The 12127-nt window shown below is 55.9% G+C and carries 14 protein-coding genes and 2 pseudogenes; 7 read left to right on the plus strand and 9 right to left on the minus strand.

Annotation, left to right across the window (positions count from 1 at the left end; all coding sequences use genetic code 11):
* The first annotated feature begins 12 nt into the window (after positions 1-12).
* Entirely contained in the window at positions 13-411 is a 399-nt protein-coding gene (locus tag BK658_RS07335) for a hypothetical protein (RefSeq protein WP_123581757.1), read from the plus strand.
* Here the strand turns inward: BK658_RS07335 and BK658_RS07340 are convergent.
* The gene (locus tag BK658_RS07340; RefSeq protein WP_123581731.1) at positions 408-677 is read right to left on the minus strand and encodes a DUF1652 domain-containing protein; all 270 of its coding nucleotides are present in this window, start codon (positions 675-677) and stop codon (positions 408-410) included. The genes BK658_RS07335 and BK658_RS07340 overlap by 4 nt on opposite strands.
* A gap of 319 nt (positions 678-996) precedes the next feature.
* Between BK658_RS07340 and eco the strand changes: the two genes are divergently transcribed.
* Positions 997-1476 (plus strand): serine protease inhibitor ecotin, encoded by a 480-nt coding sequence (gene eco / locus BK658_RS07345; RefSeq protein ID WP_123581732.1) that lies wholly within the window; start codon positions 997-999, stop codon positions 1474-1476.
* Between the two features lie 95 nt (positions 1477-1571).
* Here the strand turns inward: eco and ilvA are convergent.
* Positions 1572-2579: pseudogene (gene ilvA / locus BK658_RS07350) on the minus strand (threonine ammonia-lyase, biosynthetic); the annotation flags it as partial.
* A gap of 271 nt (positions 2580-2850) precedes the next feature.
* A complete protein-coding gene (locus BK658_RS07355) occupies positions 2851-4437 on the minus strand; it encodes a RimK family protein (protein ID WP_123581734.1) in 1587 nt (528 codons plus the stop codon).
* 92 nt (positions 4438-4529) lie between these two features.
* Here BK658_RS07355 and rimI point away from each other — a divergent pair.
* Positions 4530-4991 (plus strand): annotated as a pseudogene (gene rimI, locus BK658_RS07360) (ribosomal protein S18-alanine N-acetyltransferase); the annotation flags it as partial.
* Positions 4992-5026: 35 nt separating this feature from the next.
* Here the strand turns inward: rimI and BK658_RS07365 are convergent.
* A complete protein-coding gene (locus BK658_RS07365; protein WP_123581736.1) occupies positions 5027-5404 on the minus strand; it encodes a hypothetical protein in 378 nt (125 codons plus the stop codon).
* A 172-nt stretch (positions 5405-5576) separates the two neighbouring features.
* Positions 5577-6476, minus strand: coding sequence for a lipid A hydroxylase LpxO (lpxO, locus tag BK658_RS07370; protein WP_123581737.1), 900 nt, complete (start codon positions 6474-6476; stop codon positions 5577-5579).
* Positions 6477-7101: 625 nt separating this feature from the next.
* Here lpxO and BK658_RS07375 point away from each other — a divergent pair.
* The 4 genes from BK658_RS07375 to BK658_RS07390 all read left to right on the plus strand — a co-directional run bounded on the left by BK658_RS07375 (position 7102) and on the right by BK658_RS07390 (position 10368).
* Complete coding sequence (locus BK658_RS07375) at positions 7102-8532, plus strand: GGDEF domain-containing protein (protein ID WP_123581738.1); 1431 nt, start codon at positions 7102-7104, stop codon at positions 8530-8532.
* Positions 8533-8841: 309 nt separating this feature from the next.
* Positions 8842-9477, plus strand: a complete 636-nt coding sequence (locus tag BK658_RS07380; protein WP_123581739.1) for a LysE family translocator — start codon at positions 8842-8844, stop codon at positions 9475-9477.
* An 86-nt stretch (positions 9478-9563) separates the two neighbouring features.
* Positions 9564-9941, plus strand: coding sequence for a hypothetical protein (locus BK658_RS07385; RefSeq protein ID WP_123581740.1), 378 nt, complete (start codon positions 9564-9566; stop codon positions 9939-9941).
* Positions 9942-10164: 223 nt separating this feature from the next.
* On the plus strand, positions 10165-10368 hold the full coding sequence (locus BK658_RS07390) for an exodeoxyribonuclease VII small subunit (RefSeq protein ID WP_054597553.1): 204 nt from the start codon (positions 10165-10167) through the stop codon (positions 10366-10368).
* 442 nt (positions 10369-10810) lie between these two features.
* Here the strand turns inward: BK658_RS07390 and BK658_RS07395 are convergent, their stop codons facing one another.
* From BK658_RS07395 to BK658_RS07415, 4 genes are all read right to left on the minus strand, one after another.
* On the minus strand, positions 10811-11014 hold the full coding sequence (locus tag BK658_RS07395) for a hypothetical protein (protein ID WP_123581741.1): 204 nt from the start codon (positions 11012-11014) through the stop codon (positions 10811-10813).
* Between the two features lie 90 nt (positions 11015-11104).
* Entirely contained in the window at positions 11105-11320 is a 216-nt protein-coding gene (locus tag BK658_RS07400) for a hypothetical protein (protein ID WP_123581758.1), read from the minus strand.
* Between the two features lie 221 nt (positions 11321-11541).
* On the minus strand, positions 11542-11778 hold the full coding sequence (locus tag BK658_RS07410; RefSeq protein WP_123581743.1) for a hypothetical protein: 237 nt from the start codon (positions 11776-11778) through the stop codon (positions 11542-11544).
* Positions 11779-11978: 200 nt separating this feature from the next.
* Positions 11979-12127, minus strand: a 149-nt coding sequence (locus BK658_RS07415) for an integrase core domain-containing protein (protein ID WP_148049706.1), incomplete at its 5' end; no start/stop codon positions are given.

A 12127-nucleotide genomic window follows, 5' to 3' on the forward strand; every position in this document is an offset into this window, starting at 1 on the left:
CAAGGATTCGCCATGCAGTTGTCGTTTCGCACGCTGTCGATGTTTACCGCTGGTCTGAGTTTTGCGCTGGCACTGGTCTGGGGCTTTATCCCCGAGGTGATGCTGTCGATCTGGAGTATCGGGTACTCGGACGCAACAGGGTTGGTGGCCAGACGCAGTGCGATGTTGTTTGTGGCGCTGGGCGTGATGTTTTATCAGGCTCGCAACGCGCCGCCGTCCGTTTCGCGTAGCGCACTGAGCAGCGGTCTCGTGGTGGGGGTTTTCGGGCTGGCCACGCTGGGTGTCAGCGAATGGCTCAGCGGCCATGCCGGTCCAGGCATCTTGCTGGCAGTGACAGTGGAGATCGCGCTGGGTCTGGCATTTCTCCAGACCCGGCGCGTACCCGTCGAACTCGCAGAAACCGTGGATTAATGCGTACGGACTTTTAATTCAGTCAGGTGGCTGCCGGGTTTGTGCGCGAGATCGTTGCGCAACTCCGCGATCAGTTCGTTGATTTCACGACAGCCGTTAAGCGTGTTGGCATCAATGCCGGTCACCACCAGATCCAGTTGGTCCGTCTGGTGGTCGCCATAGACCTTGACCGTCATCGACAGATCCGGCGACAAGGTGCATTGGCACCGTTTAGGCAAAAAACTGCTTTCAATGATATTGCGAAGTTCCAAGGCAGAAAGAAACATTACAACCCTCCCTTTTTATAGGACCATCGATCAATCGTCGGGTTAACCGCCGTCAGTCTTGCCAATCCTTGTCTCGCGGTCTTTCCTGGCGTGTTTTTCATGCACTGGAATGAAGCATAAAGCATGCTCGTGAATTCGCACGACGGTCCGTCGATAAATCAGGGATTTGCGACGAACCAGCCAATAACCTCATGCGAAACGCAAGAGCCGCGACAAATGAGCAAGCAATTTGCCAGCCTCGTTGTCGTGGTTTGCATTGAGCGACCAGCACAGTAAGAATGCTCGCATTCACCGACTAAACCAAGAGCAAGGAGGCATCATGCGTTCATCCACTCTCACCGCCACGGCGGTGCTGCTGTCCGCTCTGTCCACTCTGGCCAGCGCTGCGAAACTCGAAGACGTTGCCCCCTATCCCAAGGCTGAAAGCGGCTTTACCCGTCAGGTGATTCACCTCGCGCCGCAGACTCGGGAAGACAGCTACCTGGTCGAAATCCTCGCCGGAAAAACCCTGACTGTCGACTGTAATCACCAGCGTCTGGGTGGCACGCTGGAGGAGAAAAACCTCGAAGGCTGGGGTTATCCGTTCTATCGACTGGAGAAAGTCATCGGCCCGATGAGCACCCTGATGGCGTGCCCGGATGGCAAGAGCAAGCAGGACTTCGTGCCGGTCGTCGGTGATGGTTTCCGGCTGCGATACAACAGCAAACTGCCAATTGTGGTCTACGTGCCGAAAAACGTCGAAGTGCGCTACCGGATCTGGTCGGCGTCGAACAAGGTCGAGAAAGCCCGTCAAGAATAAGCCAGACAAGCGTTCATACCCTCAGTTACGAGCGGACGTTTCTGCGTCCGCTGCTCGCCTGAATCCCTTTCAGCGACTTACACCGGGACGCCGCTCAATGCGGCGCGCTCGGCCACATGCCGCAAGCTATCAAAATTGATATTGGCCCCCGAATCGATCGCCACCAGGGTCTGACCCTGCACACCGGTTTGCGCCACGTACTTCTTGATTCCCGCCACGGCCAACGCACCGGATGGCTCGGTGATCGAGCGAGTATCGTCGTAGATGTTCTTGATCGCCGCGCACAGTTCGTCGTTGCTGACAGTGAGTACTTCATCAACATGATGGCGGCAGATCTCAAAGCCATACGCACCGATCTGTGCGACCGCTACACCATCGGCGAAGGTCCCCACGCTCGGCAGCACCACCCGCTTGCCCGCCAACATTGCCGCTTGCAGGCACGCAGAGTGTTCCGACTCGACGCCGACGACGCGGATCTCCGGCCGCAGGTATTTAACGTAGGCGGCGATGCCGGCGATCAAACCGCCGCCACCCACCGGGACGAAAATTGCGTCCAATGGGCCTTGATGCTGACGCAGGATTTCCATGGCCACCGTGCCCTGCCCCGCGATCACGTCCCGATCGTCGAAGGGCGAAACAAAGGTCCGGCCGGTTTGCCGGGCCAGGTTCAATGCGTACTCCAGGGCGAACGGAAAGCTCTCGCCATGCAACACCGCATTCGCGCCACGACTACGCACACCAATCACTTTCAGCTCCGGCGTTGACGTGGGCATGACGATGCTCGCCTCGATCCCCAACTCCCGCGCCGCGAGTGCCACGCCTTGAGCATGATTGCCAGCTGACGCGGTGATCACTCCGCGAGCCTTTTGCTCGGCACTCAGTTGGGCAAGCTTGTTGTAGGCGCCGCGAATCTTGAAGGAAAAGGTCGGTTGCAGGTCTTCACGCTTGAGCAGGATCTGGTTGCCCAACACCTCGGACAGCGCCGGTGCTACTTGCAGGGGTGTACGCACCGCCAGCTCGTAAACCGGTGCGGCGAGGATTTTTTTCACGTAGTGCTCAAGCAGGGCCTGCTTGGCGGTGGCAGTATCGGTGCTGGTGTCCATCAACGTCTCCTGGCTTTATTCACGGCCCCGGAGACAGAAAATGAAAACCCGCCTCTAGGGCGGGTTGGGTGCAGTCGTCAGCTAGCCCGCCAAATAAGGAATGGCGGTAATAATGCTTGGCTGGCGGCGCGATACGGTGGAAGTCATGGCTCGAAATTAGCTGCGCGCGAAAGGCAAGTCAATGGCCAGTTTTCTGTCGGATGCGATAGCTGATTGCTAACGGGGCTCAAGTTGAAACGTCAGCGCCACAGGCCCGGTCTACAGCGATGGCTCACCAGGCCTGCCCGCGACGCTTGAGTTCGAGCCTGCGGACGAACTCCTCGAGCACCAGCGAATACAGATCGTCCTGCAAATAGGCGTCTTCAATACCGGCGTCGATGTTCGGGTTGTCGTTGACCTCGATCACCACCACTTTGTCGCCGGACTGCTTGAGGTCGACGCCGTACAGGCCGTCGCCGATGAGGTTGGCGGTTTTCACTGCAAGGTCCACCACGGCCTTGGGCGCCTCATGCACCGCCAGGGTACGGCACTCGCCGTTGATGTCCTGGCCCTTGGCTTTGTGGTTGTAAATCTGCCAATGGCCTTTGGACATGAAGTACTGGCAGGCGAAGATCGGTTTGCGGTTGAGCACGCCAATGCGCCAGTCGTACTCGGTGTAGAAGAATTCCTGAGCCAGCAGCAACACCGAGTGCTCGAACAACTCAGCGGTGGCTTCGAGCAATGCTTGCTGACTTTCGACCTTGATCACCCCTCGCGAGAAGCAGCCGTCAGGAATTTTCAGTACCAATGGAAAACCCAGTCGCTCGCCTACCCGTTCGAAATCTTCCGGTCGTTCCTTGTAGAGAATTTCCGTGGCCGGCATGCCCAGTTGATGGCTGTTGAGCAAGTCTGTCAGGTAGACCTTGTTGGTACAGCGCAGAATTGATGCCGGGTCGTCCATCACCACCAAGCCTTCACTTTCGGCCTTTTTCGCAAAACGGTATGTATGGTTATCGACGCTGGTGGTCTCGCGGATCAGCAACCCATCGTATTCGGCGATACGCGCATAGTCCTTGCGCTCGATCAACTCGACATCGATGCCCAGGCCCTTGCCCACCCGGACGAAATTCTCCAACGCCCTGGTATTGGATGGCGGCAGCGCTTCCTGCGGATCGTGGAGGATTGCCAGGTCATAACGGGCCAGCCGGCGTGAACGCGGCATGCGCCAGATCTTGCGACTGAAGTTGTCCAGAGCGTTGGCGAAGTGATCTTCCTGATCTTCTCGCAACTTATGTAACGCGCCAGATTTAACGCCTTCGATGTGCCAGCCATTACGTCGACGAAACTCTACCAGCAAGATTGGACAGGGGAATACTTCAAACAACTGACGCGCCAAATCCTGTAACGGTTCGATATTGGTCTTACCGAAATACAGCGTCAGGGTAAATCCTTCAGTGTCGCTGTAAAGGTGATTATTGAGCGCCTTATCCAAGGCTTTATCCAGGTCATCCAGGGCGAGCCCGTAAAGGGACTTGCGCGTCAGCTCACTGATGGTTCGCACCGAAGGAATCACCTTGTGCCCGCGGGCTTCGGCCAGCAACGAGCAGTAATAACCGTGCCCCAGGTACTTGTAGCTGCGGCACAGGTTGATTACCTGTACCCGCTTGCCCTGCTCGCTGCCACGGGTTTGCTCGAGATACTCCTGGGCACTGACGATGTCTTCACTGGGAAAGTAAGACGCCCAGTCTTCCTTGCGTTCGACAATAATAACCAACTGACTGGAGGTTCTGGCAGCCTCTGATAAATAAGTTGCTTTGGTTATTGCTGTCGGTAAACGTTGCTCCGATACTTCACGCCAATGACCTTGTAGCGCTGACATAGTGATTGATCCGTTGGAGAACAAGACCTTTCCTATTAAGCACGAACTTTTTCGAAAGTCTCGTTTCGTTACGCAACTTTTACGGTGGTCATATGAATCTTGTCTTTCGCCTTGCAGTACCGGCTGACCTGGCAGCACTCCTGGAACTTGAGCGGCAATGTTTCACCACCGACCGGCTTAACCGCCGTAACTTTCAGTGGATGATCAACCGCGCTCATGGACAGTTGATCGTCGCCGAGCGCGCGCACCAACTGCTCGGTTACGCCTTGGTGTTGTTTCACCGCAGTACCTCACGGGCGCGGCTGTACTCGATTGCCATCTCGGTTCAGGCCCGAGGTACTGGCCTGGGCAAACAGCTGTTGGAGCGAATTGGGGCTTGTGCGCTGGAACGTGACTGCACCTGCCTGCGACTGGAGGTGCGTACCGACAATCCGGCAGCGATTGCGCTGTATGAACGTAACGGCTACCGGCGTTTTGCGTTGATTCGCAACTATTACGAGGACCATGCCGACGCCTTGCGCCTGGAAAAACCCATCCCCGAACACCGCTCTGCCGGGAAGGATGGCTCCTGCGTTACGGTCAATGCCGCTCAATAACTGCTGGGGTCCGAATCTCGAGGTGGCGGGTTGGGCGCACTATACGGTTTGACCGTACCCGGCGCAGTGTCGCTGCGCGGATAGCCATTGCGAATCCCGCCGTTTTCGAGCGTCGGTGGACGGGGAACCGGCACGGTGTTCGGCCCGCGAATAACCGGCGCGCTGGGCTGGGTGCCCTGCATGCTATTGGGGTTAGCCCGGCGAATCGGGTTGTTGTAGGGGTTATCGGAGTTGTCAGGGAGATTCTGGGCCAGCAGTATCGGATGCTCCACCGTGGCAGCCAGCATGCCAATGTCTGCGCCGGCCTGGGTCAGAGTGCCAAGCAAACCACTCAACGCCAACGCACTGGTACCGAGCACAAACCTGTTCATGGTGGAGTTCCTCCAGTACATGCAGATAGGGTCTTCGATAACACGCTACGCGCAGGATTCACCGCTGTGAAGACAATACTCCAGCGCAGATGTAACACCGATTGACCGCACCGCAGACCGGCCGGAAAACCTCACCGCGCGCCAGCAAAAGCTGCTGACGCGTGGATCGTACTCAGATCAATACAATAATGGCCAGCAAGCCGCCGAAAATCGCCCACTTTTCCAGGTAGTAACGCGTCCGGTTGCGCTTTTTCAGTTCTTTACCGCGCAGACGGACTTTGTAGATCTTGCCGAAGAACCGGTTCAAGCCACCGGTTTTATCGCCAGCATCGTTTGGCGCGCCAGCAGCGGACATCACATTACGACTGAACCAGCGATTGAACGCTGTGGCCCAGCGGTATTTCAACGGGCGTTCGATGTCGCAGAACAGAATGATGCGGTTTTGCTGGGTGGTGTTCTCGGCATAGTGAATGTAAGTCTCATCGAACATCACCGCCTCACCATCACGCCAGTGATAGCGCTCGCCGTCGACGTCGATGTAGCAACCCTCATCGTTAGGCGTTTCCAGACCCAGGTGGTAACGGTACGAGCCGGCATACGGGTCGCGGTGACGGACCAATTTCGAGCCCGGTGGCAATTCGGCGAACATCGCCGCCTTGATCGAGCCAATGCTTTGTACCAGCTCCGTGGTGCGCGGGCAGAGCTTGGTGGCCGATGGGTGGCTGTCGCCGTACCACTTCAGATAGAAGCGTTTCCAGCCGGTTTTGAAGAACGAGTTGAAGCCCACATCGTCGTATTGGTCCGAGCGTTTGATCTCCCCTGCCCTAAGCAGATTTTGGCCTTCGGCGCGGATTTCCTGCCAATTGGCCTGCAAGGGGCTCAGGTCCGGGAAGTCGGCCGGATTCAGATAAGGCTTGTTGGGGATTTTCGAAAACAGGTACAGGAAGCAGTTGACCGGTGCCAGAAAGGTCGAATGATCACTCAACTGGCGACTCAGTTTGTGCCGGATGCGACCACGTAGATGCACATAAGCAATGGATAAAATGTAGAGGGAGACAATGATGAGTTTCACGGGAATTCGTCACCGTTCAGAAGAGTACATGCCGCGCGCCACAAGCCTGACTTGAACGCAGCGTCCGAGATCCAACGATCAAGTGAATCGGTCAAGCACGGGAGCCTGAGCAGAAAGCGAGCTCATGGCCACCGGGGCGTATTTTAGTCATACTTTGTAATCAAAGGTTAACTTACATTTGTGAAAAACGGTGCAGGCGTTGTGCCAGAAATGCGCTTGTTCAGCGCAATCGGACGCAGGACATCATGGAGAGCTGCCGACGATCGTCTCAATAGACGTATGCCTGCCGGCTCAAATCATGCGCAGACTGAACCGCACCGGACACGCATAGCCCCTCCCCCGGTGTCCTGCCCCGACCGAACGAAAGCCCCTCCATCGCCTCAAGATTTCCTACCGCTGCGTCGCGACCTCCACGAAGGAGTTGCTATACCAAATTCAGACCGTTCCTTCTGCAGCTCTGTCATTACTCGACTAGGCTACTAATCGCCACAGGAGCCAAAGCCATGGAAGACCGGAGTCCGATCAATTTCGCGCTCTATAACCTAAATCCGCCGCAGCGTGTATGCGGCGACGGAGCTACTACCGGTCCGGTGCTGGCAAAACATATTGAAAATTGGAGGGAGCCATGAGCAATAGCGTCGCCACCGGCGAGCCACCTGAAGCCATCCGACTCATCATCAAAGTTTATGCCTTCCTGCTGCTAGCAGGATTTGCGTTTATTCCGGCCTACCTGATTAGCTACTTGTACTTCTTTCAGGACCCCACGCTTCTATTCGAGAACCACGCGTTCCATATCATTGCGATTACGGCGGCCACTCTGGAAGGCTTGTTTGTCACTTACGTGACGTGGCGCTGCTATCAGTCATCGGGAGAGCCGCTGCTGCGATGGATGACGCTTGGTTTTCTCGGTTTTGTACTGATCTATGCATTGCATGGTGCGTTCACCGGGCTCGCTCACCACAATATCTGGCTCTTCCTGCTCTATGGACCGGCCTCTCGACTGGTCATGTCGATACTGCTGTTAGTCGGAATGCTGTCATACCACCGCCCACCGGATGCTGCGGACCAACGAGCTAAACCCCGCCGGTGGTTAACCTGGATAGGATTGTTCCTGCTGGTTGATCTGGTAGTAGCGTACGTCGCGAACTCGTCATTCGCCAGCGAACTTGCGGTGCGCCTTTCGCTGGAAGGTGGCGCCCTGGTTTTCTCCGTCTTGAACGTGGCAATGCTCCTTCTACGCCGTATCCGCTCGCAACTGATGGTGATTTTTGTCATCTCGGTCACGGCGTTCGCGTTGTCATCTCTTGCATTCATCCTTGGACGTCCCTGGAACCACATGTGGTGGCTCGCCCATGCGATCTTCGCCGCTGGATTCTTCCTGTTGAGCTATGGGGTCGTGCAAGCGTTCCTCACCACGCGGTCTTTCTCGACAATTTACACCCAGGAGGAGTTGATGGTGCGTCTTGCCGAGGCTATGGAATACACCGAGAACGCTCTGCTGGAGCTTCAGCGCACCAATCAAGAACTCGGACACCTTGCGGCGACCGATCCACTGACAGGAGCTGATAATCGGCGTCGGTTCATAGAGCGGGTCGAAGCCGAAATTGGCCGGACCAACCGCGGCGGTGCGCCGTTCTCCGTGCTGGCACTTGATCTGGACAATTTCAAGTCCATCAATGATCGCTTCGGGCATCAGGTTGGCGATGACATCCTGAAAGAGTTCGTGCAGAAATGCCTCGATTCGATCCGACCGTATGACGGTGTAGCCCGAGTGGGCGGGGAAGAATTCATGATACTGCTACCTCAGACTTCACTAGATGCCGCGCATGTAATCGCCGAGCGTCTTCGAACGACCGTGGCAAATACTTCTTTTAATAGCGGCTTTCAGCGGTTGAGCGTGGTCACCGTGAGCATCGGCATATCGCAATCTGGCCGCGACGGCGACACCATCGACGCAATTCTGCACGTAGCCGATCAACGCCTGTATCACGCTAAACACCAAGGCCGTAATCGTGTGGTCACTGCCATCAAAACCAGCCTCCAACCGCTGCCCTGAACATCATAAGGATCATCGCGAGCCTATTCGCTCTCTCGTAAATAACAGCCGAGGTGCCTATAAGGCACCTTGGCTGTTATTAATGGAGCAAGCCATGACTCACGTTGAACTTGCAACGTATCCCAGGGAGTGGATACCGGGTGCTGCGACCGCTGTATGACGTTTTGCAAGTCAATCTGTGTCTAACACTCTCCCGTTGACCGCCCTACTATCGTTCGCTCCAGGTGCAAACCTCAGAGGTGGCGAAAACCGCTTGTATTGATTTAGCGGAGCTTTCGATTCGTTATCTCATCCATTTGGAGTTACGCGATGCCCGAACTGTCCAACCTGCTCGCCTACGGCCTGATCTCTCTCGGCATGGTGCTGACTCCCGGCCCGAACATGATCTATCTCATCTCGCGGTCGATCTGCCAGGGACGAATGGCCGGACTGGTTTCCCTGGGTGGCGTGGCGTTGGGTTTCGTCGTTTATATGTTTTGCGCCGCATTGGGCATCACAGCCCTGGTCCTGGCGGTTCCCTATGCGTATGACGCCCTGCGACTCGGCGGCGCGCTCTATCTGCTCTACCTGGCCTGGCAGACGGTCAAGCCTGGCGGCCGTTCCCCGTTCCAGGTGCGAGACCTGCCCAAGGATGGCCCGCGCAAGCTGTTCATGATGGGCTTTGTCACCAACCTGCTGAATCCCAAAATCGCAGTCATGTATTTGTCGCTGCTACCCCAGTTCATCGACCCCGTCGACCACGGCAGCGTGCTGGCGCAATCCATCGTGCTTGGCTTTACGCAGATCGTCATTAGCGTGAGCGTCAACGCGCTGATTGCCGTCATGGCTGGCTCCATCGCGACATTTCTCGCAAGCAGGCCCCTGTGGCAGATCGTGCAACGCTGGCTGATGGGAACGGTCCTCGCGGGCTTGGCCGTGCGCATGGCCATCGAAGGGCGGCGCTAAACCCAATTGGTTAGCAGTAGCCAGTCGCGTGCAGCTCACCGTATTCGATACGATGGTGATACCAATGACCATCAGCGGACGATGCCGTGCCGAGATTATCTTTTGCCATCCGCGCTCTGTTTGCAGGCTGCCTCCTCGTTGCAACAGCCAATCACCTGCATGCAGACCTTACGCATGGGCTGCTCTGGGACTACGGATACGGTGACAGTACTCCATGGCCCAGCCGTTTGTTCTGGGGAGTGCTCACGTTTTTAGATCCTCTGGCCGCACTCTTGCTCTTCACAACCCCCCGACCAGGCATCGTTTTCACAGCAGCAATCATCATTGTGGACGTGATCCATAACACGTTCTATGTGGCGCTAAACCGACAATGGCTGGAGACGTTCTATATTTCGCAGACAGTGTTTTTGCTGGCAGTACTACTTCTAGCGCCTGTTGCTTGGAAAAATATCAAGCAGCACTGAAGCCACAAGCGACAGAAGATGTCTCCCGGTACGAATCCCCGCTAACGCCCCGACAACCACGGATAGTAGCCTCCTGGCCCCACGCAACGGACTCCCCATTCCTTTGCCTGCCGGCCCAAGGACCGGGATTTCACCAATATCGGCGCTGATAGGATCCAGGAGGTCAAGTCTGGTTTGCGGCGTAAGCGACCAGCACTTGATCACAGGTTTGAGGACTACAGCAATGCCGAAGAAACAGCAGGAAAATAAAGCAGCGGCGACCGCAGCTGAAATTGAGCGCTCTATCCAGGCGCTGAACAAAATGGCTGAACGCCTGTGGGGGGATGGTCGGGAAGCTGAGGCGAAAGCCCTTCTCGATGCCTTGAATGCGTTAAATCGGGCGCTCGATCGGATCAGGATTGGTGAGAGCCGTAAGACCCTCCATTGAGCCCCTGCAACGGCTGGATAGCGATTCCATCACCTCAAAAGGATACAGCGTTCGCCCTGCACATATGACCTCGCCATCCATGGACCGGTAAAGAGTCATATGGCCGGGTGAACAGCTGAAACGATACACCAACTGATTTGGACCTTCAAAGCGTCATTAAAACTATATCGCTGGACGCCAAGCAACAGGTAAGACGGGCCGAGAATGCAGAATTTCTAAAAAACAGAAATGTGAAAGCCTTTTTGGATACCCTCGCGCAAGCCGAAGGCGGCGATTATCACGCTTCAAATGCCCTGAAAAGGATTGAGGGCTGGCGCTAAGTCCGCGTCACAAAGTGCAGATAAGCGAAAACGTGGCGCGGATGTTTCGGAATGAGAGCTTGCGGGAGCTGCGTAAAGACCCAGGCGACGAACACTTCACGCCCTGAACGCCATACCTGCAATCAGTTGCCTCGACTGAGTTGCAAATTCTGAGTCGTGCATTCAGTGGTGCTCACAGTGCCCATGAAAGCATTCATCTTCACAGCGCACTTCTCGATATTCAGACCGTTACGCCCGTCACTTGAGATGTTGGTGACATATGGGCCAGCAGTTGTGCAGCCCGCCAAAACAGCAAGCAGGCCCAAGGCAATGATATTGAATTTCATATGAGTCCGTGCGAGCAGTGGCTATTGAGATTTAGCCCAAGCGTCGACCAGCCAGCCCCCCACTGTCGCATCCGGTCACAGAGGGCGACATCAGGCCTGCTTCATCAATGCTCCAGAGACATTATCTCTAGCTTGCCGCAACTCGCTTGCATCCTGATTCAGGCGATGGACCACCCCTAGCAGCCGCTGGCGCAGCAATTCGTCACCAAGCTGATCAATGGCCCGCATGACATCAAGTGCTGCGGCCTCGTTATTGGCTGCTGCAGCGTCCAGTGTTTTACGCAGGTTTCGTGCTGATCGGTTCACTTCAGTAGCCCTCATGAATCAGGCCAGCACTCTATAACAGCAATGTTTCTTTTTAATTTCAGTCGCTTAGTTTTGGATGGTGCCGTCACCAAAATTGCCCACAACTCCCGACCAGCAACCTGCGCCAGCCCACGATCAGGGCAAGTCTGGTCACCCGCAACAACCGGAGTCGCCACTTCATCAACGCGCTTCACCTCGACGCTGAAAGCGTTGGGGTCGGGTTAGCGCCCAAGCAACTTGGCAGCAAGATCAATACCGCACTTTCGCGCGTCGTCAAATGCAGTCCAGGTACCAAACTCTTCGCCAATCCTCGTGTAGCGTCCACATTCATTGAGCCAGACGATAATGACTCGCTGCGTCGAACTACCCGGCTCACCCCAAATGAAGTCGATCGTTGCTTTCCTGCCATTCGGATGAACGTAATCGACGGGATGTGGCCTTTCGGTGACTAAATCCATGCTGGTCTCCGACCAAGTGCAGATCATCAATTAATAGCCCACTGCTCACCATCACGCTACTTCAGCGAGGAGCTTCGGGACACAACAAACTCAAAAGAACGGCTCGCGCCGCCAATTGCTTCAGAAAGGGGGGGCTGACTGGTTTGCAGTTGGTGAAGCGGACTGGACTTGCCCCTTCAAAACCGGACACCAACTCCCCGTTAAATTGCTGCTGCTGCCAAGCGCCTGAACTCCCTCGGTGAGCGATAGTTCAAGGCGCTGTGCGGATGCTGCTCATTGTAATGTTCGAAGGCAATTGCCAAGTTACGCAGCGCCGTTTCTCGATCCGGCTTGGGCATGTGCGCCACGT

Origin of the sequence: Pseudomonas brassicacearum (assembly GCF_003732175.1) — a bacterium.
In the GTDB taxonomy this organism is placed as follows: domain Bacteria; phylum Pseudomonadota; class Gammaproteobacteria; order Pseudomonadales; family Pseudomonadaceae; genus Aquipseudomonas; species Aquipseudomonas brassicacearum_G.

Coding starts and splice junctions, on each gene's coding strand:
- BK658_RS07380 (WP_123581739.1), top strand. CDS start 8,842: ATGCCCGAACTGTCCAACCTGCTCGCCTACGGCCTGATCTCTCTCGGC.
- BK658_RS07335 (WP_123581757.1), top strand. CDS start 13: ATGCAGTTGTCGTTTCGCACGCTGTCGATGTTTACCGCTGGTCTGAGT.
- BK658_RS07410 (WP_123581743.1), bottom strand. CDS start 11,778: ATGGATTTAGTCACCGAAAGGCCACATCCCGTCGATTACGTTCATCCG.
- BK658_RS07365 (WP_123581736.1), bottom strand. CDS start 5,404: ATGAACAGGTTTGTGCTCGGTACCAGTGCGTTGGCGTTGAGTGGTTTG.
- BK658_RS07395 (WP_123581741.1), bottom strand. CDS start 11,014: ATGAAATTCAATATCATTGCCTTGGGCCTGCTTGCTGTTTTGGCGGGC.
- BK658_RS07340 (WP_123581731.1), bottom strand. CDS start 677: ATGTTTCTTTCTGCCTTGGAACTTCGCAATATCATTGAAAGCAGTTTT.
- BK658_RS07375 (WP_123581738.1), top strand. CDS start 7,102: ATGAGCAATAGCGTCGCCACCGGCGAGCCACCTGAAGCCATCCGACTC.
- BK658_RS07390 (WP_054597553.1), top strand. CDS start 10,165: ATGCCGAAGAAACAGCAGGAAAATAAAGCAGCGGCGACCGCAGCTGAA.
- BK658_RS07355 (WP_123581734.1), bottom strand. CDS start 4,437: ATGTCAGCGCTACAAGGTCATTGGCGTGAAGTATCGGAGCAACGTTTA.
- eco (WP_123581732.1), top strand. CDS start 997: ATGCGTTCATCCACTCTCACCGCCACGGCGGTGCTGCTGTCCGCTCTG.